An 18,511-nucleotide genomic window follows, 5' to 3' on the forward strand; every position below is an offset into this window, starting at 1 on the left:
ACACCCTTTTTTAGCCTTCACAACCCTCCCGCTTTGTTCGATTTCTTATCCGATTTGCGCCCCGTGCGCTACTACGCGCTGCTGCTGCTTTTGCCGCTGGGCTGGTTTGTGTGGGGCACCAATACCGGCACGCGCCTGCTCGGCGACGACAACGAGAGCACCGAAACCCTGGGGGCCCCGGGCACCCGCGGCAGCCACGGCTCGGCGGGCCACGGCCTGTATTTCCACAAGTAACCTTTTGGCCATGAACCTCATCCAATACCATCCGCTGCTGGCTTCCGTCATTTACTCCGTGGTGGGCATCGCCATTCTGGTGGTCAGCTTTTTCCTGTTCGATAAGCTGACGCCGGGCACGTTGCGCAAAGAAATCCTGGAAGACCAGAACACGGCCCTGGCCATTTTGGGCGCGGCATTTATGCTCTCCGTGGCCCTCATCATCAACGGCGCCGTGCATGGCTGAGCTGCTGGACGAGCCCGCGCTGGGGGCCCCGGTAACCGACGCGGGGGCTCCGGCGGCCGACGCCCGCCTGCCCGGCCTGCTGCTGGTGGCGGTGGCCGTAATTGCCACCTGCGGGCTGATTTATGAGCTGATTGCCGGCACGCTGGCCTCGTACCTGCTCGGCGATTCGGTGACGCAGTTTTCGACCATCATCGGGGCCTACCTCTTTGCGATGGGCATCGGCTCGTGGCTCTCGAAGTTCCTCGACGGGCCCCTGTTGAAGTGGTTCATCCGGCTCGAAATTCTAGTCGGGATTGTGGGCGGGTGCATGGCGCCGCTGCTGTTTTTGCTCTTTGAGTACGTCACCTCTTTTCGGCTACTGCTTTACGCGCTGGTGGGCCTCACGGGCGTGCTGGTGGGGCTGGAAATCCCGCTGCTGATGCGCATTCTGGAGCACCGGTTTCCGTTTAAAGACCTGGTGGCGCGGGTGTTCACCTTCGATTACGTGGGGGCCCTGCTGGCCTCGCTCATCTTCCCGCTGGTGCTGGTGCCGCACCTGGGGCTCATCCGCACCTCGCTCCTGTTTGGGGCCCTCAACCTGGTGGTGGCCAGCGTGGTATTGGCCCGCTTTGCGGAAACGCGGCCCTACCGGCGGCGGTTTGCGGGCGGCATCGGGGCGGCCCTGGCGGGGCTGGGGGCACTGTTCTACTTCGCCAACGACCTACTGGCCCACACCGAAACCCTGGCGTTTCAGGACCAGGTGATTTACTCGAAATCAACGCCTTACCAGCGCATCGTCCTCACCCGCAACCCGCGCGAGCTGCGCCTGTTCCTCAACGGCAACCTCCAGTTCAGCTCCCTCGACGAGTACCGCTACCACGAAGCCCTGGTTCACCCGCTGATGCAGGCCCTACCCAGCGCCCGCCGCGTGCTGGTGCTGGGCGGCGGCGACGGCCTGGCCGTGCGCGAGCTGCTCAAGTACAAGCAGTTGACCAGCATCCGCCTGGTAGACCTCGACCCGGGCATGACGCAGCTCTTCCGCCACAGCCCCCTGCTGCTGGCCCTAAATAAGGGGGCCCTGAACGACCCCAAGGTGCAGGTAATCAGCGCCGATGCCTACCAGTGGGTGCGGGCAGATACGGCGCGCTACGACGCCGTGATTGTCGATTTCCCCGACCCGTCGAACTACTCCATCGGCAAGCTGTACTCGGCGGCTTTTTACACGGCGCTCACGAAGCGGCTGGCCCCCGGCGGGCGGCTGGTGGTGCAGAGTACCTCGCCGTACCTGGCGCGGCAATCGTTTTGGTGCGTGGCGCACACGCTGCAAGCCGCTGGCCTGCACGTAGTGCCGTACCACCTCTACGTGCCCTCGTTTGGCGAGTGGGGCTACGTGCTGGCGGGCCCCGACGCCCAGTGGCGCGGCGACGCGGGGCCCCTGCCGGCGGGCCTGCGCTACGTCACGGCCGGCACCATCCACGACATGCTGCGCTTCCCGCCCGACATGGCCGAAGTGCCCACGGAGGTTAACCAGCTGAACAACCAGGCGCTGGTGCGCTACTTTGAGGAGGACTGGGGGCCCTACGTGCACTAAGCGGCCATCCGAATGGGTGAAATGGTCGAAGATTTTGTTGCCACCCACATGGAGAGCCAAACGAAAGCAGCAGACTTTGCGCGGGCCCGGTTCGTGGCCCAATTGGCCGCGCAACCGGTCTGGGATTTGATTGTGATTGGCGGCGGGGCCACGGGCCTGGGCGTGGCCCTGGACGGCCTCAGCCGGGGCTACAAAACCCTGCTGCTGGAGCGCGACGACTACGCCAAGGGCACGTCGAGCCGCAGCACCAAGCTGGTGCACGGCGGCGTGCGCTACCTCGCCCAGGGCGACGTTGGCCTGGTGCTGGAGGCGCTGCACGAGCGCGGGCTGCTCCTGAAAAACGCGCCCCACCTCGTTAAAAACCAGGATTTTATCATCCCGAACTACGAGTGGTGGGGAGGCGCGTTCTACACCATCGGGCTAACGCTGTACGACTGGCTGGCCGGCAAACTGAGCCTGGGGCCCTCGCAGCACCTGGGCCGGGCCGAAACGCTGCGGCGGCTCGGCAACCTGCGCGCCGCCGGGCTGCGAGGCGGCGTGCTGTACCACGACGGGCAGTTTGACGACGCCCGCCTGGCCATCAACCTGGCCCAAACGGCCGTGGACCTGGGCGGCACCGCGCTCAACCACTTCGGCGTGCACGGCCTGCTGAAGGATGCGCAGGGCCGCATTGCGGGCGTGCGCGCCACCGACCACGAAACCGGCCAGTCGTACGAGTTGCGCGCCAAAGCAGTGGTAAACGCCACCGGCATTTTCGTGGACGAAGTGCTGCAAATGGACAAGCCCGGGGCCCCCAAACTAGTGCGGCCCAGCCAGGGTGTGCACCTCGTGCTCGACAAGTCGTTTTTGCCGGGCGACGACGCGCTGATGATTCCCAAAACCGACGACGGGCGCGTGCTCTTCGCCGTGCCCTGGCACGGGCGCGTGGTGCTGGGCACCACCGATACGCCGCTGGACGAGCCCAGCGCCGAACCCCAGGCGCTGGAAGAAGAGATTGATTTCATCCTGCGCACGGCCGCCCGCTACCTCGCCCGGGCCCCCACGCGCGCCGATGTGCGGAGCGTATTTGCGGGCCTGCGGCCGCTGGCGGCCCCGCAAAACGGCGCGGCGAAGACCAAGGAAATCTCGCGCAGCCACAAAATCCTGGTGTCGGCGGCGGGCCTGATTACCATTACCGGCGGCAAGTGGACGACCTACCGCCGCATGGGCCAAGATACTGTGGACAAGGCCATTGCCCTGGGCCAGCTGCCAGCGGCGGCCAGCCGCACCGCCCACCTCGCCATCCACGGGGCCCTGCCCACCCCCGACTGGAGCAGCCACCTCTACGTGTACGGCAGCGACCAGCCCGCCCTGCACGCCCTCATTGCGCAGGACCCGGCACTGGGCGAAAAGCTCGACGACGCGCTGGAATTCCTGAAAGCCGAAGTGGTGTGGGCGGCGCGCTGCGAAATGGCCCGCACCGTGGAAGACGTGCTGGCCCGCCGGGTGCGGGTGCTGTTTCTCGACGCGGCAGCGGCCCTGCGCGTGGCCCCCGCGGTGGCCGCGCTGCTGGCCCAGGAGTTGGGCCACGACGCCACCTGGCAGCAGCAGCAAGTGGCGGCGTTTGGCGAGGTGGCCCGGCACTATTTGCTCCCGCCGCTGGCCGCGCCGGGGCCCCCAGCGCCAGCGTAAGCAGCCCGCGCTGGGGGCCCCGGCGGCGCGGGCCGCGGGCCGCTTTCGCTGATTTCCAAGTTAATTGCCAGCCCATTCTCCCACCCACCCCGGCCGCCCATGCAGCAGTACATCCTCGCCCTCGACCAGGGCACGACCAGTTCCCGCGCCATCTTGTTCGACCAGCAGGGGCAGGTGGTGGCGCAGGCGCAGAAGGAATTTACCCAGTTTTTCCCGCAGCCGGGCTGGGTGGAGCACGACCCGCTGGAAATCTGGTCGACGCAGGCCGGGGTGGCGGCCGAGGCCACGGTGAAGGCCGGCCAGAACGGCCGGAGCATCGCGGCCATCGGCATCACCAACCAGCGCGAAACGGCGGTGGTCTGGCACCGCAAAACCGGCAAGCCGGTCTACAACGCCATTGTGTGGCAAGACCGGCGCACGGCCGACTACTGCGACCAACTGCGCGCCGACGGCCACGAAGACCTGATTCGCAGCAAAACGGGCCTGGTAATCGACGCCTATTTTTCGGCCAGCAAAGTGCGCTGGATTCTGGACAATGTGCCGGGGGCCCGCCAGCAGGCCGCGGCCGGCGAGCTGGCCTTCGGCACCGTGGACAGCTGGCTGGTGTGGAACTTCACGCAGGGCGAACTGCACGTCACGGACGTGTCGAACGCCTCGCGCACCATGCTGTTCAACATCCACACCCTGGCCTGGGACGACGAGTTGCTGGCCCTGTTCGACATCCCGCGGGCCATGCTGCCGGCGGTGCGGCCGTCGAGCGAGGTGTACGGCACGACCAAAACCACGCTTTTTGCCAGCAAAATTCCGATTGCCGGCATTGCCGGCGACCAGCAGGCGGCCCTGTTTGGGCAGCAGTGCACCGCGCCGGGCATGGTGAAAAGCACCTACGGCACGGGCTGCTTTATGCTGATGAACATCGGGGCCACGCCCCGGGCCTCGCAGCACAACCTGCTGACCACCATTGCCTGGCAGATTGACGGGCAGGTGTGCTACGCCCTGGAAGGCAGCATTTTCATTGCCGGCGCGGTGGTGCAGTGGCTGCGCGACAGCCTGGGCCTGATCAAAACCTCGGCCGACATTGAGCCACTGGCCCGGCAGGTCGGCAGCACCGGCGGCGTGTATTTCGTGCCGGCCTTCGCCGGGCTGGGGGCCCCGTACTGGGACGCCCACGCGCGGGGCACCCTCTTCGGCGTGTCGCGGGCCACCACGGCCGCCCACCTGGCCCGCGCCGCCCTCGAAGCCATTGCCTACCAAACCCTGGACGTGCTCCGGGCGATGGAAGCCGACGCGGGCCTGGCCATTGCCGAGCTGCGCGTGGACGGCGGCGCCACGGTGAACAAGCTGCTAATGCAGTTCCAGGCCGACGTGCTGAACGCCAAGGTAGTGCGGCCCGCAATGGCCGAGGCCACCGCCCTCGGCGCGGCCTACCTGGCCGGCCTGGCCGTGGGCTACTGGCGCGACGTGGCCGAAATCAGGGCCCTGGCCCAGGCCGACACCACCTACACGCCCACGGCCAACCGCGCCAGCCTCGACGCCGGCATTGCCGAGTGGCACCGCGCCGTGCACGCCCTGCAAGTGTGGGCCCAGGGCCCCCAAGCCGCCGCTGCCACCGAAGAAACGACCACCGCGTGAGTTCTTTCGCAGCAGAGCCCACCGGCCCTACATCACTAGCTAACTTATCGATGGTAAGACTATTAACAGCGAACCCCCAGACTCATGCCGCTTTCCAAGCCCTGGCGCAAGCTCCTTTTCCCGGCGCTGATGGACGTTAGCCGCCGCTCGTTTCTGGTGCGCGGCGGGGCTACGCTGGCGGGGGCCGCGCTGGTGGGGCCCCTGCTGCCGGGCTGCGCACCGGCCGCGGCCAGCCTGGCGCACATCCAGGGGCAGCTGCTGGGGCCCAACGCCGCAGCCGGCCACCTGCTGCGCGACCCCGGCAAAATTCCCGCGCCCACCCGCACCGTTGACACTGATGTGCTCATCGTTGGCGGGGGCGTGGCGGGGCTCTCGGCGCGGCGCTGGCTGCACCGCCACGGGCTGACGGACACGCTGTTGGTAGAGCTGGACGGCCAGGCCGGCGGCAACGCGTCGGCCGGCCACAACCCCACCTCGGCCTACCCTTGGGGCGCCCACTACCTGCCTGTGCCCGACGTGCGCAACCGCGAGCTGCTCGATTTTTTGCAGGAAACCGGCTCGCTCACCGGCTACGCGCCCAGCGGGCTGCCCATTTACAGCGACTACCACCTCTGCGCCGCGCCCGACGAGCGCCTTAGCATCAGCGGGCACTGGCAGGACGGGCTGGTGCCGGCCGTGGGCCTTTCGGCCGAGGAGCAGGCGCAAACGGCGCGGTTTTTCCAGCTGATTGAGCGCCTGAAAACCGCCGTGGGCCGCGACGGGCGCGACGCCTTCCGCATCCCGCTCGACGCCTCCTCGGCCGACGAAACCTACCGGCGGCTCGACCGGATTTCTTTCGCCGACTACCTGAGCCAGGAGGGCTACTCGGCCGCGCCGCTGCGCTGGTACCTTGACTACGCCTGCCGCGACGACTACGGAGCCCCCGCCGCGCAGGTGTCGGCTTGGGCCGGGCTGCACTACTTCGCCTGCCGCAAGGGCCGCGCCCACAACGCCACCGGCGGCGACGTGCTGACCTGGCCCGAGGGCAACCACTTCCTGGCCGGGCACCTGCGCCGCCAGGCCCCTACCCCACTGCAAACCAACACTCTGGCCTACGACCTGCGCGAAACCGCCGCCGGCGTAGAGGTCCTCACCTACGACACCGCCGCCCGCCAGAGCACCCGCGTGCGGGCCCGGCGCGTGCTGCTGGCCACCCCGGCGCACGTGGCGCGCCGGCTGCTGGCGGCCGTGCCGGGCCACGCGCTGCCGCCGGCCGCCGCGTTTCACCACGCGCCCTGGCTCGTGGCCAACCTCACCGTGAGCGGCCTGCCCCAGGGCCCCGGCCGTCCCCTGAGCTGGGACAACGTGCGCTACGGCAGCGCCTCGCTGGGCTACATCAACGCCAACCAGCAGGACATCAGCCAAGACACCGGGGGCCCCAGAGTCGTCACCCTCTACTGGCCCCTTACCGATGAGGCCCCCGACCTGGCCCGCCGCCACGCCTACCAAACCTCTTACGCCCAGTGGCTGCCGCGCGTGGTGGCCGAGCTTGAAACCTACCACCCCGGCGTGACGCCCTACCTCCAGCGGGCTGACCTTTGGGTGTGGGGCCACGGCATGGTGGCCCCCACGCCCGGCCTACTCTGGGGCCCCGGGCGAGCCGCCGCCCAGCAGCCGGTGCGCGGCCGCATCTTCTTCGCCCACACCGATTTCAGCGGCATCTCCATTTTTGAAGAAGCCTTTTACCAGGGCATTCGGGCCGCGCGGGAGATGCTTGGGGCCGCTTAACTTTTATTATTCGGCGGATAATTGCTCATACTCAGCTGACAGCCTAACCCAATCATTCCTTCGCCCGTGTCTGCTCCCAACTCCCAGCCCTGGATTCGCTCGGCCCGCTACGACGGGTGGCTGATTCTTGGGCCCCCGTTTGGGGCGCTGCTGGTGGTGCTGGCGCTGCCCGCCCGCTACCGCGCCACCGCCGAGCTGCCGCTGCTGGCCTGGGTGGGCCTGGTGCTGCTCATCGACGTGGCGCACGTCTACGGCACGCTCTTCCAAACCTACTTCGACCCCGTGCGGCGGCGGGCGCGGCGCACGTTGCTGTGGGCGGCCCCGGTGGCCTGCTACGCGGCGGGCGTGGCGCTGCACAGCGCGGGCGGGCTGTGGTTTTGGCGGGCGCTGGCCTACCTGGCGGTGTTCCACTTCATGCGGCAGCAGTACGGGTTTTTGCGGCTGTACGCCCGGCGCGAGGGCCCCGCGCCGGGCGCGTGGCTGGCCACGGCTGCCATCTACGCGGCTACGCTCTACCCGCTGCTGTACTGGCACTTATCGCCGCCGCGCAACTTCAATTGGTTTGTCGATGGCGACTTTGTGCAGCGCGACTGGCCCTTGGGGCGGCACCTGGCCACGGCCCTGTACGGGGCCCTATTGGTGGCTTACGCGGGGCGCGAGGCGTGGCTTTGGCACCGCACCCGCGCCTTCAACGTGCCGCGCAACCTGCTGCTGGCGGGCACTGCTGCGTCGTGGTACGCCGGCATCGTGTGGTGCAACGGCGACCTGGCCTTCACGCTCCTCAACGTGGTGTCGCACGGGGTACCCTACCTGGCGCTGGTGTGGCAGGGGCGGCCGGCATCGGCCACGGGGGCCCCAGTGCCGCGCCGGGGCCCCTGGGCGGGTAAGTACGGCTGGCTGGCGTTCCTGGGGCTGATTGCGGCCTTTGCCTACCTCGAAGAAGGGCTGTGGGACGGGCTGGTGTGGCGCGAGCACAGCGCGGTATTTGGCTGGTTTCAGGCGTTGCCCGACGTATCGCGCGCCGCGTGGCTGGCTTGGCTGGTGCCGCTGCTGGCCCTGCCCCAAAGCACCCACTATGTGCTCGACGGCTTCATCTGGCGGCGCGGGGCCGGCGGCGGCGCAGGGGCCCAGCCAAGCCAGGCGCAAGTTGAAATCAGTTAAATGCCAATAAAAATCTTGTAAAAAGTCAATTAATATTTAAAATGTACAATTAATAAAACGTCCTTACCTTCGCAGCACCAGCCCGGGATTATCCTACGCCTTATCCTCTCTACTGCTATGCCGCGAAACTCTCTTCTCCTCACCTGGGGCCTTTGCGCGGGCGCGCTGCTGTGCGCCGCCCCGGCCCGGGCTCAAGTCGACAGCGTGCGGGCCAGCACGCTGCCCGGCCGGCAGCTGGCCGAAAAAGCCTACAACGCTGGCTTGGCTAACTACTCGGCCCAGAACTATTCGGCCGCGCTGGCCAGCTTCAACCAGGCCCTGGCGGCCAAGCCCGACTTCGCGCCCGCCTACGCCAACCGCGCCGCTACCCGCCTGGCTCTCAAAGACTACCCGGCCGCCGTGGCCGACTACGACCAGGCCTTGAAGCTGGAGCCGGGGGCCTATGCCCACTACTTCGGCCGGGCCCAGGCCCACGAGGCGGCCGGCGAGGGACCCGCAGCCGCGGCCGACTATGGCGCCGCGCTGCAAGCCAACACCGCCTACGCCCCGGCCTGGTACAACCGCGGCGTGCTGCGCTTCGAGCAGGGCGAGTACCAAGCCGCCCGCGACGATTTCGACGGGGCCGTGAAGGCCGACCCGAACTACGCCTACGCCTACCACGACCGCGCCAGCGCCAACTTGGAACTGGCCAACTGGCCCGCCGCCGTGCAGGACTACACCAAGGCCTTGGCCCTGCAACCCACCCTGCTGCCGGCGCTGCTGAACCGCGCCGCCGCCGAGCGCCGCACCGGCCAGCTGCCCGCGGCCCTGCGCGACTACGATACCTACCTCACTCAAAAAACTGATAACGCGCTGGCCTTCACCAACCGCGGCAACGCCCGGTTCGAGAACAAGGACTACGCCGGGGCCCTGGCCGACTTTGACCGCGCCATCGCCCTCGACGCCAAGTACGCCTACGCCTGGAACAACCGCGCCGCCGTCGAGCTAAAGCTGGAGCACTACGCCAAAGCAGCTGCCGACGCCACCGAGGCCCTGCGCCTCAACCCCAAGTACGCCGAGGCCTACCTCAACCGCGGCCACGCCCGCGAAATGCTGCGCCAGGCCGACGAGGCCTGCCAAGACTGGCACCAAGCCGCCGCCCTGGGCCTGGCTGTGGGCAACGACTACGCTGCGGCCGCTGGCTGCTCCGGCGACGCCGCCGAAGTACCGGCCGGCAAGTAGTCTTTGGTTTCAGCAATTCTATTTCTATTTATATGATACGTGCTTTTACCCGGGCGGCGCTGCTGCTGAGCGGCTTAGCCACTGCCGCGCATGCCCAAAGCGTGGAGTTTTCAAAGGAGAGATTTGGCGGCGACAAGGATGCGCTGAAGAACGCGCAACGCGAACTGAAGGCTGGCGAAGACGCCTACGCCGCCGACCCGGCCAACTACGGCGCGGCCCTGCCCCACTTCCTGCAAGCCCAGCAGCTCAACCCCGACAACGCGGCCCTCAATGCGCGCATCGGCGACTGCTACCTGCACTCGGGCACTAAGGCCCTGGCCCTGCCCTACTTGCAGCGCGCCCAGGCCCTGGCCCCCGCCGACGATTCGCGCACGCACTACCTGCTGGCCCGCGCCCTGCACCTGAACGCCAAGTGGGCCGAAGCCATCAAGGAATACCAGCGCGCCACCCCGATGGGCGGCGGCAAGCGCGCCGCCGACGGGGCCCTCACCGTGACGGCCGACGACTTGGCCCGCCGCCTGCGCGAGTGCCGCAACGGCCAGGAGTTGCAACAGCACCCCGTGCGCGTGTTCGTCGACAACGCTGGGCCCGAGGTGAACTCCACCTTCTCGGACTACGGCCCCGTGGTGTCGGCCGACGAGGCCACGCTGCTCTTCACCTCGCGCCGCCCCGGGGGCCCCAACGCCAAGAAAGACCCCGACGGTGACAGCTACTACGAGGACATTTACCAGACCGCCTGGCAGGGCAAGCGCTGGCGCCCGGCCGCCAGCCTAGGGGCCCCAGTGGATACCGAGGGCCACGACGCCACCGTGGCGCTGGCCCCCGACGGCCAGCGCCTGCTGGTGTACGACGACGAAAACGGCGGCGACCTCAACGAATCCAACCTCAAGGGCGCGGCCTGGGGCAAGCCCCAGCACCTGGGCAACCGCGTGAACACGCGCTACCACGAGTCGTCGGCCTCGTACTCGCCCGACGGGCGGTATTTGTACTTCGTGAGCGACAAACCCGAGGGCGGACGCGGCGGACGCGACATCTACAAGATTGAGCTGGAGGGCAAAGGGCCGGCCGAAAACCTGGGCGCGGCCATCAACACGCCCTACGGCGAGGAAGGCGTGTTTATGATGCCCGACGGCCGGACGATGTACTTCTCGTCGGAAGGCCACAACTCGATGGGCGGTTACGACATCTTCAAATCGACGCTGACCAACGGCCAGTGGAGCGCCCCCGAAAACCTGGGCTGGCCCATCAACACCCCCGACGACGACGTGTTTTTCGTGACCTCGGCTTCGGGCCGGCACGGCTACTATTCGTCGGACCGGCCGGGCGGGCAGGGCGGCAAGGACATTTACCGCGTCACGTTTTTGGGCCCCGAGAAGGCCCCCGTGCTCAGCGAGGAAAGCCAGCTGCTGGCCTCGCGCCTGGCGCCGGTGGCCCAAACCCTGCTCTCGCCGCCGGTGGCCGTGGCCACGGCCCGCGTTACCATCCTCAAGGGCACCGTAACGGACGACGCCACCCACCAGCCGCTGGAAGCCACCATTGATTTGGTGGACAACAAGTTGAACCAGGTGATTGCCACGTTCCACAGCAACGCCACCTCGGGCAAGTACCTCGTGAGCTTGCCCTCGGGCACCAACTATGGCATCGTGGTGCGGCAGGACGGCTACCTGTTCCACTCCGAAAACTTCGACCTGCCCGCCGAGGCCGCCTACGCCGAAGTCATCAAGGACGTGCCGCTGAAGAAGCTGGAAGTGGGCGTGGTTATCGTACTGAACAACATCTTCTTCGACACCGGCAAGGCCATCCTCCGCCCCGAGAGCACCGCCGAGCTGGAGCGCCTCCAAAAGCTACTCACCGAGCAGCCCACCCTGCGCCTCGAAATGGCCGGCCACACCGACAACGTGGGCAAGCCCGCCGCCAACCAAGACCTTAGCCAGCGCCGCGCCCAGGCCGTGGTGGCCTACCTCACCCAGCACGGCGTGGCCGCCGCCCGCCTGGCCGCCGCCGGCTACGGCGACACCAAACCGGTAGCCCCCAATACCACCAAGGCCGGCCGCCAGCTCAACCGCCGCACCGAGTTCAAGGTGACGGGCAAGTAGATTTTGTTGGCGGTGATACAGAACGGGGTGGCCCGGCGAAGCCCTTCAGGCAATTCGCCGGGCCACTCCTGCTACGGCCCGGGGCCCCTGTTTAATAGCCAAAGTGGCCCGACAACTAAAAAAGCCGCCGGACCACCCTGCTTTATGTTACCGCATTTGGTTTTAGCTGTTAGCCAACAGCCAGAAAGCAACTACTTTACAATCACCAATTCCACGCGGCGGTTGAGGCGGCGTGTTTCCTCGCGGTCGTTGCCGAAGCGGGGGCGCGTGCCGCCGAAGCCAACAGTGGTGATGCGGTTTTCGTCGACGCCGCGCTTCACCAGGTAGCGCTTCACTTCGGTGACCCGGTCTTCGGAGAGCTGCTGGTTTTTGTCGGCGGGGCCCACGTTGTCGGTGTGGCCTTCGAGGCGGACCTGAATGCCGGACTCGGCTTGCAGGGCAATGGCCAAGCGGTTAAGCTCGGTGTAAGACGTGCCCAGCAGTACCGCCTTGCCCTGGGCAAAGATGATGGTGGGCAGGTCGACGGTGGTGCCGGCAGCGGCGGGGCGCAGCAGCAGGTCGCGGCCCGAATTACCGGTAAAGGCCAGGGTATCAACGCTGGAGAGTAGGCCACTGGCGCCCGCCACCCGGTAGCGGCCGGCCAGCAGCGAGAGCACGTAGCTGCCCGCGGCGTCGGTGCGGGCGGTGGCCTCAAACTGCACGCCTTGGGCATTGGGCAGCAGCACGGCCCGCACGGTGGCCCCGGGCACGGGCTGGCGGCTGCGGGCATCGAGCACCCGCCCGCTCACAAAGGCGCGGTTGGCCTCCGACACCGGGGCCGGGCCGGCGGCCACGGCGGTGGTATCGGGCGCGGCGCGGCCGGCGCGGAACAAGTCGGCCGAGGCGTTGGCCGTGGCCGACGAGGCGAAGTAGGCCGTTTCGCCGTCGGCGGCCAGGCTAAAGTAGGCGTCGAAGCCGGGGCCGTTCAGGGCGGGGCCCAGGTTCTGGGGCTCGCTCCAACGCGTCCACGAATCGTCGAGGCGCTGGCTCACGAACACGTCGGCGCCGCCGTAGCCCATGTGGCCGTACGAGCTGAAGTACAGCGTTTTGCCATCGGGCGTGAGCCACGGGGCGAAGTCAAAGCCCGGCGAGTTCAGCACGGGGCCCAGGCTCTGGGGAGCGCTGAAGCCCCCGCCCGCCACGGGCCGGCTGAGGTAGAGGTCGTTGCCGCCTTCCGAGTCGCCGCGCTCGAGCGAGAGCAGCAGGATTTTCTCGTCGGCCGTCATGAAAAAGCCCGTGGCGGGCACGGCCGTGTAATAGTTGGCCACGTCCACGTCTTCGGTGCGCAGGCCCTTGGCGGAGCCCCCGGGGGGGCCGGCGGCCACGCGGCTCACCCGGCTCACGCCCTCGTCGCGGAAGCCCTCGCGGTTGTAGGTGCCGCGCACGAGCAGCGTCTGGCCCTGGGGCCCCACCACGGCCAGCACGCCGTTGTTCTGGGGCGTGTTCAGGGCGTCGAGGCGCTGCGGGGGGCCCCAGGTTTTGCCCTTATTGGGGCTCTGGGAGGCCCAGGCGTCGCCAGTGTCGGTGTTGCCCTCGGTGTTGCCGGCAAACTTGGTGCGGCCGAAGTACAGCGTCTGCCCATCTGGGGCCAGCACCGGCCCGATTTCGTTGCCCGACGAGTTCAGCGCTGCCAGCGGCTCGCGGGGTCCGAAGCCAGGGCCCGGGGCTACGTTCAGGCGCAGCTTAAATAAGTGCCACTGCTGGCTGGCGCGGCCGTTGGCCTTCTGGGCTTGCAGGGGCGTGCCGTTGAACTTGTCGGCGGCGGCCAGGCCGGCCACGCGGCCCTCCAGCCGGTTCTCAAACGTGAAGCTGCCCAGGGGCCCCGCCGGTACCAGCCGCCACTGCTGGCCCAGCCCGCCCTGAAACGGCTGCTGCACCAGCGGCACGGCCTCGCCGGGGCGGGGCACGGTCAGGCACAAATTGCTGTGCTTGGCCTCGATGCGGAAGTATTCGCTGCCCGCACTCACCGGCACGAAGCGCCACTGCTGGCTGTTGGAGTGGGTAAATTCCCACTGCACGGCCGCGTCGCCGGCGTTGGTGCCGGCGCTCACCACGTCGAGGCAGCGCCCGCTGCCGCGGTCAATCAAGCCGTAGTAGGCCCGCTCATCAGGTTGGAAGGGGCCCTGGGCCAGGGCCCCCAGCGAGCAAAAAAACAGCAGCAGCGGCAGCAAACGAAGCATGGCAGGAGCGCACGGCTTGGCCGCACGCATTGGTTAAAGTGAGCGCAAAAGACGCTATGAACGACTGAAACGCCCGCCGGGCTGCATTTCGCTTGGACGGGGCTGTTTTATTTGGAGAAAAGCCGCAGCGTGGGCGCTCAGCCCCGCCCTATAAAACCCAAAAGGACGGACATGCTTTGCTGCGTGCTGCATGACCGTCCTTTTGGGTTCTCGAAATGCTCGAGATGCCCCGCCCTACTCCAATCCGTACTTGCCCAAAAACTTGCGATTGAGGGCCGTTTGCTTGGTTTCGAGGGTGATGCGGCGGCCGTCGATGAAGGCGGAGGTGACGTTGTTGGTGCGCATGTCGAGCAAATCGCCCTTGCTGATCACGAGCGTGGCGCTCTTGCCGGTTTCGAGCGAGCCGTAGGCCTTGTCGATGCCCATGAGCTGGGCCGGGGCCAGGGTAATGGCCGTGAGGGCCTGCTCTTTGGTGAGGCCGTAGGCGGCGGCGGTGCCCGCAATAAAGGCCAGGTTGCGGCCGCCGGGGGCCTCCTGGCTGCCCTCGTAATCTAGGCAGTAGCGGATGCCGGCGGCTTGCAGCTGGGCGGGCAGCTTGTAGGGCTGGTCGTAGTCGTCGGCGTCGCGGCGGGGCAGCGCGTGCAAGCGGCTCACTACCACGGCCACGTCGTTTTGCTTGAGGAAATCGAGCACCATCCAGGCGTCGCGCCCGCCCACTACGGCCACCTTTTGCACGCCCAGGCGCTTAGCGAAGCGCACCGATTCGATGATTTCTTTGCCGTAATCGGCGTGCAGGTACAGCGTTTTACTGCCATCGAACAGGCCGGCCAGGGCCGTCAGGCGCAGGTTTTCGCGGCGGCCGGTGGGCAGCTGGCGGTAGGCGGCGGCCTCGCCGAAGAGCTGCTCCAGGTCGCGTAGGTTCGTTTCGCGGGCCTTCTGGCGGCGCTCCAGGGCGGCGGCGTCCTCGGCGGGGTTGGTGCGCACAATGAGCTGGGGCCAGCTCAGGTGCTGGCCTTCGTCGGCGCGCACCACGGCGTCCTGCCAGTTCCAGGCGTCGAGCTGCACCACGCTGCTCTGGCCCGTTAGCAGGCCGCCGCGGGGCGTTGGCTGGGCCAGCAGCACGCCGTTCATGCGCAGCGTGGGCAGTACGTCCGAGTCGGTGTTGTAGGCAATGAGGCTGCGCACGTTGGGGTTGAGGATGCCCACTTCGGCCTCGTCCACGGTGGCCCGGATGGACTCCACATCGGTGAGGCCCAGCGTGGTGTTTGGCAAAATCAGGCCCGGGTACAGGTCCTGGCCGGTGCCGTCCACGGTTTCGTAGCCCGCCTTGTCGGCGGTGAAGCCACTGGCCGGGCCGGCGTAGGTCAGCTTGCCCTGGGCAAAGGCCACGGCGGCGTTGGGCACCACCGTGCCGTTGCCCACGTGCAGCGTGGCCCCGGTGATGAGCACCGGCTTGGCCTGGGGCCCCGCCGGGGTGGGCACCTGGGCCAGGGCCGGGGCCCCCAGCAAAGCCAGTAGGAAGGTAAATTGGAAACGCATGGCGTTGATTTTTATAAAGTTGATTATTCCGCCAGGTCCTTTTCTTCGCCCAGCGTGTCGCAGTGCCAGGCGCCGTTGGCGCGGGCCACGGGCGGGCGCGTGGGGGCCCCGGCCTTCTTCTCCGTCAACATGCGCTGCACGAGGCGCTCCCGCTCGCGGGCCAGGTCGGCGCGCAGGGCCAGGTCGCTTTCGAGGCTGAACAGCTCGCGGCCGTCCACGAAGGTGTAGGCGGCTTTGGCGTAGATGCTCAGCGGGTTATCAGTCCAGAGCACCACGTCGGCGTCCTTGCCTTCCTTGATGGAGCCCATGTGCTGGTCGAGGTGCAGCATCTTGGCGGGGTTGATGGTGACCAGGCGCAGGGCCTGCTCCTCGCTCAGGCCGCCGTACTTCACCGTTTTGGCGGCTTCCTGGTTGAGGCGGCGGCTCATTTCGGCGTCGTCCGAGTTGATGGCCACGTTCAGGCCCTCCTTCGTCATGATGGCCGCGTTGAAGGGAATGGCGTCCTTCACCTCGTTTTTGTAGGCCCACCAGTCCGAAAACGTGCTGGCGTTGATGCCGCGCGCCTTCATCTTGTCGGCCACCTTGTAGCCTTCCAGAATGTGGGTGAACGTGTTGACCTTGAAGTTCATGCGGTCGGCCACGTTCATCAGCATGTTGATTTCCGACTGCACGTAGCTGTGGCAGGTGATGTGGCGCGTGTCGTGCAGGATTTCCACCAGCGCCTCCAGCTCCAGGTCGCGGCGCGGGGCCTCGGCTTTGGCCTGCGCTTTCTTCGACAACTTACTGTAAGCCAGCATTTCCTGCTCGTATTCCTTGGCGCGGGTGAAGGCGTCCACGAACACCTGCTCGGTGCCCATGCGCGTTTGGGGGAAGCGCAGCACGTTTTGTTCGCCCCAGTTGCTTTGCTTCACGTTTTCGCCCAGCGCAAACTTGATGAAGCCCGGGGCCCCCGCAATTTTCATGGCGTCGGCCGGGGCCCCCCAACGCATTTTGATGAGCGCCGACTGGCCGCCGATGGGGTTGGCCGAGCCGTGCAGCAGCTGGGCCGCCACCACGCCGCCCGCCAGGTCGCGGTAGATGCCAACGTCCTCGGGGTCAATCACGTCGCCAATGCGCACCTCGCTCGTCACCGACTGCGTGCCCTCGTTCACGCCCTCCGAAATGGCCAGGTGCGAGTGCTCGTCGATGATACCCGGCGCCAGGTGCTTACCCGTGCCGTCGATGGTGCGCCCGCCCTTGGGCAAGGCCAGGTTCTTGCCCACGCGGCTGATTTTGCCGTTTTCGAGCAGCACGTCGGTGTTTTCGAGCTTGCCGGCAGCGTCGCTGGTCCACACCGTGGCGTTTTTGATGAGCGTGGTGGTTTGGGCCGGCATCGCGGCGCGGCCGTAGGCGGCAAACGGGTACATGAGGGCCCCCAGCGCGGGCGCCGGCTTGGCCTTAGCCGTGTCGAGGCGGGCGGCGCGGGTGGCCTCCTCCTGGCGGCGCGCAAGCCACTTCACCGGCGTGCCGTCGGCCAGCAGCCCCTCGCCCTGAAAGGTGCGGCCCTCCTGCGCGTAGTAGCCGCTCAGGCGCGTGGCACCCTCGCCGGGTGCAGGGGCCCCGGGCGCGGTGCTGGGCCGCTTGCCCTTGCCGATTTTATCCTTCGGGTTGAAGACGATGGTGGTCAGGTCGCTGGTCACGGCCAGCGTGGCGCGGATGGTGTCGCCGGCGGTGGGCACAATCTTCAACTCGGGCGCCTCGGGCTTGCCCTGGATGAGGAAACTGCCCGCGGGCTGCTGGCCGATTTGCAGCGTGTACACGCCGCGGTAGTCGGCCGGCACGGTGCTGAGCTGGTACCGCTCGCCCTGCACCCAGTTGTCGAGCAGCACGTTGTCGTCGGCCAGCAGGTGGGCCGAGCACACCACGAAGTTGGCCACCAGGCCCGGGCGCAGGGCCCCCACTTGGTCCTGGGCGCGCAGCAGGCGGGCCGGTGTGTCGGTGAGGGCGCGCAGGGCGGCGGTTTCGCTCAGGCCGTACTGGCCGGCTTTGCGCAGGTTGGGCAGGAACTTCTTCTTGTCCTTGAGGTCAGCCGCGGTGAGGGCGAAGGGCACGCCGGCCTGGGCCAGGCGGGCGGCGTTGGCGGGGGCCAACTCCCAGTGCTTCAGGTCTTCGAGTGGAATGCGGCGCGCGTCGTACACGTCCTCCACGTTGTAGGCCTCGGGGAAATCGAGCGGTACCACGAAGGTGGCCCCGGTGGCCTTTATTTCGTCGAGGCGCTGGTACTCGTCGCCGCGCCCCTTGATGATGTACTGCACGCCGGCCTCGTCGCCCACGCGGTCGGCCCGGATGGCCGAGAGCTTGTCGCGCACCTGGAAAAAGGCGGGCAGGCTTTTTTGCTGCGTGAGTGCCTGCAGCGACAGGTTTTGCTCGCGGCGCGGGTTGCGCTGGTTCCAGGCGGCGTCGAGGTAGGTTTGGCGCAGCAGCGCGATGCTGCCCATCAGCGAGCCGGGGTAGTCCTGCGTCGAGGTGCCCTTGTCGAATGACAGCGCCGCGGCGGCCTTGTCGAGCAAAATCACCTCGTTCTCTTTGCGCTCGGTGTTGAGGCTCACCAGGGCCCCGGTGCCGCGCATGATGCCGTCGGCCTGCTGCGTGAGCACCGCCCCGAAGCCTAAGGCCCGGTATATGGCGGCCGCGTCGGCGTTCACCTTGAACAGGTCGGCGGCGTTCACCTCGGGGTGCACGGCCTGGTTCCAGTCGTAGGCGCCGGCCTTTTGCGAGTCGAACTGGGGCCCCGCGTCGCGGCGGCCGCGGCGCTCGGGGGCCTTGGTTTCGGGCACGCCGTAGGCCGTGTACACGTCCACGAAGCCCGGGTACACGAACTTGCCCTTGAGGTCTTGCACCACGGCGCCGGCCGGAATTTTCACCTTCGCGCCGGGCCCCACGGCCTCAATCTTGCCGTCGCGGATGACGAGCGTGGCATCTTCCAGGCGGGTTTGGTAGTCGGCGTAGAGCGTGGCGTGGGTGAAGGCGTACAGGCCGGGGCGCTGGTCGTACACGCCGTTGCGGGGGTAGGTGCTGGGCTGGGCCACGGCGGTGCCGCCGGCCAGCAGCAACCCGGCCAGCGCGGGCCAATGGGTAGCGTTTTTTTTCATCCAGAAGGGTAAAAAGGGAAAGCATCCGGCACCGAAACGCCGCG

The 18,511-nt window shown here is 67.5% G+C and carries 12 protein-coding genes; 9 read left to right on the forward strand and 3 right to left on the reverse strand.

Features of this window, described 5'->3' with window-relative positions; all coding sequences use genetic code 11:
* Positions 1-33 precede the first annotated feature (33 nt).
* The 9 genes from EAH73_RS01930 to EAH73_RS01970 all read left to right on the forward strand — a co-directional run bounded on the left by EAH73_RS01930 (position 34) and on the right by EAH73_RS01970 (position 11,578).
* Entirely contained in the window at positions 34-234 is a 201-nt protein-coding gene (locus tag EAH73_RS01930) for a hypothetical protein (protein ID WP_140464677.1), read from the forward strand.
* A gap of 10 nt (positions 235-244) precedes the next feature.
* Positions 245-460, forward strand: coding sequence for a DUF350 domain-containing protein (locus EAH73_RS01935; RefSeq protein ID WP_140464679.1), 216 nt, complete (start codon positions 245-247; stop codon positions 458-460).
* Complete coding sequence (locus EAH73_RS01940; RefSeq protein ID WP_140464681.1) at positions 453-2,030, forward strand: polyamine aminopropyltransferase; 1,578 nt, start codon at positions 453-455, stop codon at positions 2,028-2,030. The genes EAH73_RS01935 and EAH73_RS01940 overlap by 8 nt, the downstream gene beginning before the upstream one ends.
* 21 nt (positions 2,031-2,051) lie before the next feature.
* Entirely contained in the window at positions 2,052-3,701 is a 1,650-nt protein-coding gene (locus EAH73_RS01945; RefSeq protein WP_240047100.1) for a glycerol-3-phosphate dehydrogenase/oxidase, read from the forward strand.
* A gap of 99 nt (positions 3,702-3,800) precedes the next feature.
* Positions 3,801-5,333 carry a glycerol kinase GlpK gene (gene glpK / locus EAH73_RS01950; protein WP_140464683.1) on the forward strand — a complete coding sequence of 511 codons (1,533 nt, stop codon included), beginning with the start codon at positions 3,801-3,803 and terminating at the stop codon, positions 5,331-5,333.
* 84 nt (positions 5,334-5,417) lie between these two features.
* Positions 5,418-7,100, forward strand: a complete 1,683-nt coding sequence (locus EAH73_RS01955) for an NAD(P)-binding protein (RefSeq protein ID WP_240047101.1) — start codon at positions 5,418-5,420, stop codon at positions 7,098-7,100.
* A gap of 66 nt (positions 7,101-7,166) precedes the next feature.
* Positions 7,167-8,261, forward strand: a complete 1,095-nt coding sequence (locus tag EAH73_RS01960; protein WP_140464685.1) for a hypothetical protein — start codon at positions 7,167-7,169, stop codon at positions 8,259-8,261.
* A gap of 117 nt (positions 8,262-8,378) precedes the next feature.
* Complete coding sequence (locus EAH73_RS01965; protein ID WP_140464687.1) at positions 8,379-9,482, forward strand: tetratricopeptide repeat protein; 1,104 nt, start codon at positions 8,379-8,381, stop codon at positions 9,480-9,482.
* 32 nt (positions 9,483-9,514) lie between these two features.
* Positions 9,515-11,578: an OmpA family protein gene (locus tag EAH73_RS01970; RefSeq protein ID WP_140464689.1), complete on the forward strand. Its 2,064-nt coding sequence runs from the start codon at positions 9,515-9,517 to the stop codon at positions 11,576-11,578.
* Between the two features lie 191 nt (positions 11,579-11,769).
* On the opposite strand, the gene EAH73_RS01975 is transcribed toward EAH73_RS01970, so the two are convergent.
* From EAH73_RS01975 to EAH73_RS01985, 3 genes are all read right to left on the reverse strand, one after another.
* Positions 11,770-13,797: an RICIN domain-containing protein gene (locus EAH73_RS01975; protein WP_161599420.1), complete on the reverse strand. Its 2,028-nt coding sequence runs from the start codon at positions 13,795-13,797 to the stop codon at positions 11,770-11,772.
* 234 nt (positions 13,798-14,031) lie between these two features.
* Positions 14,032-15,336 (reverse strand): amidohydrolase family protein, encoded by a 1,305-nt coding sequence (locus tag EAH73_RS01980; RefSeq protein ID WP_240047102.1) that lies wholly within the window; start codon positions 15,334-15,336, stop codon positions 14,032-14,034.
* A 23-nt stretch (positions 15,337-15,359) separates the two neighbouring features.
* Complete coding sequence (locus EAH73_RS01985; protein WP_140464694.1) at positions 15,360-18,467, reverse strand: amidohydrolase family protein; 3,108 nt, start codon at positions 18,465-18,467, stop codon at positions 15,360-15,362.
* Positions 18,468-18,511 lie beyond the last annotated feature (44 nt).

Origin of the sequence: Hymenobacter nivis, from assembly GCF_006439025.1 — a bacterium.
Taxonomy (GTDB): Bacteria; Bacteroidota; Bacteroidia; order Cytophagales; family Hymenobacteraceae; genus Hymenobacter; species Hymenobacter nivis_A.

Coding starts and splice junctions, on each gene's coding strand:
- EAH73_RS01935 (WP_140464679.1), top strand. CDS start 245: ATGAACCTCATCCAATACCATCCGCTGCTGGCTTCCGTCATTTACTCC.
- EAH73_RS01940 (WP_140464681.1), top strand. CDS start 453: ATGGCTGAGCTGCTGGACGAGCCCGCGCTGGGGGCCCCGGTAACCGAC.
- EAH73_RS01945 (WP_240047100.1), top strand. CDS start 2,052: ATGGTCGAAGATTTTGTTGCCACCCACATGGAGAGCCAAACGAAAGCA.
- glpK (WP_140464683.1), top strand. CDS start 3,801: ATGCAGCAGTACATCCTCGCCCTCGACCAGGGCACGACCAGTTCCCGC.
- EAH73_RS01955 (WP_240047101.1), top strand. CDS start 5,418: ATGCCGCTTTCCAAGCCCTGGCGCAAGCTCCTTTTCCCGGCGCTGATG.
- EAH73_RS01965 (WP_140464687.1), top strand. CDS start 8,379: ATGCCGCGAAACTCTCTTCTCCTCACCTGGGGCCTTTGCGCGGGCGCG.
- EAH73_RS01970 (WP_140464689.1), top strand. CDS start 9,515: ATGATACGTGCTTTTACCCGGGCGGCGCTGCTGCTGAGCGGCTTAGCC.
- EAH73_RS01975 (WP_161599420.1), bottom strand. CDS start 13,797: ATGCTTCGTTTGCTGCCGCTGCTGCTGTTTTTTTGCTCGCTGGGGGCC.
- EAH73_RS01980 (WP_240047102.1), bottom strand. CDS start 15,336: ATGCGTTTCCAATTTACCTTCCTACTGGCTTTGCTGGGGGCCCCGGCC.
- EAH73_RS01985 (WP_140464694.1), bottom strand. CDS start 18,467: ATGAAAAAAAACGCTACCCATTGGCCCGCGCTGGCCGGGTTGCTGCTG.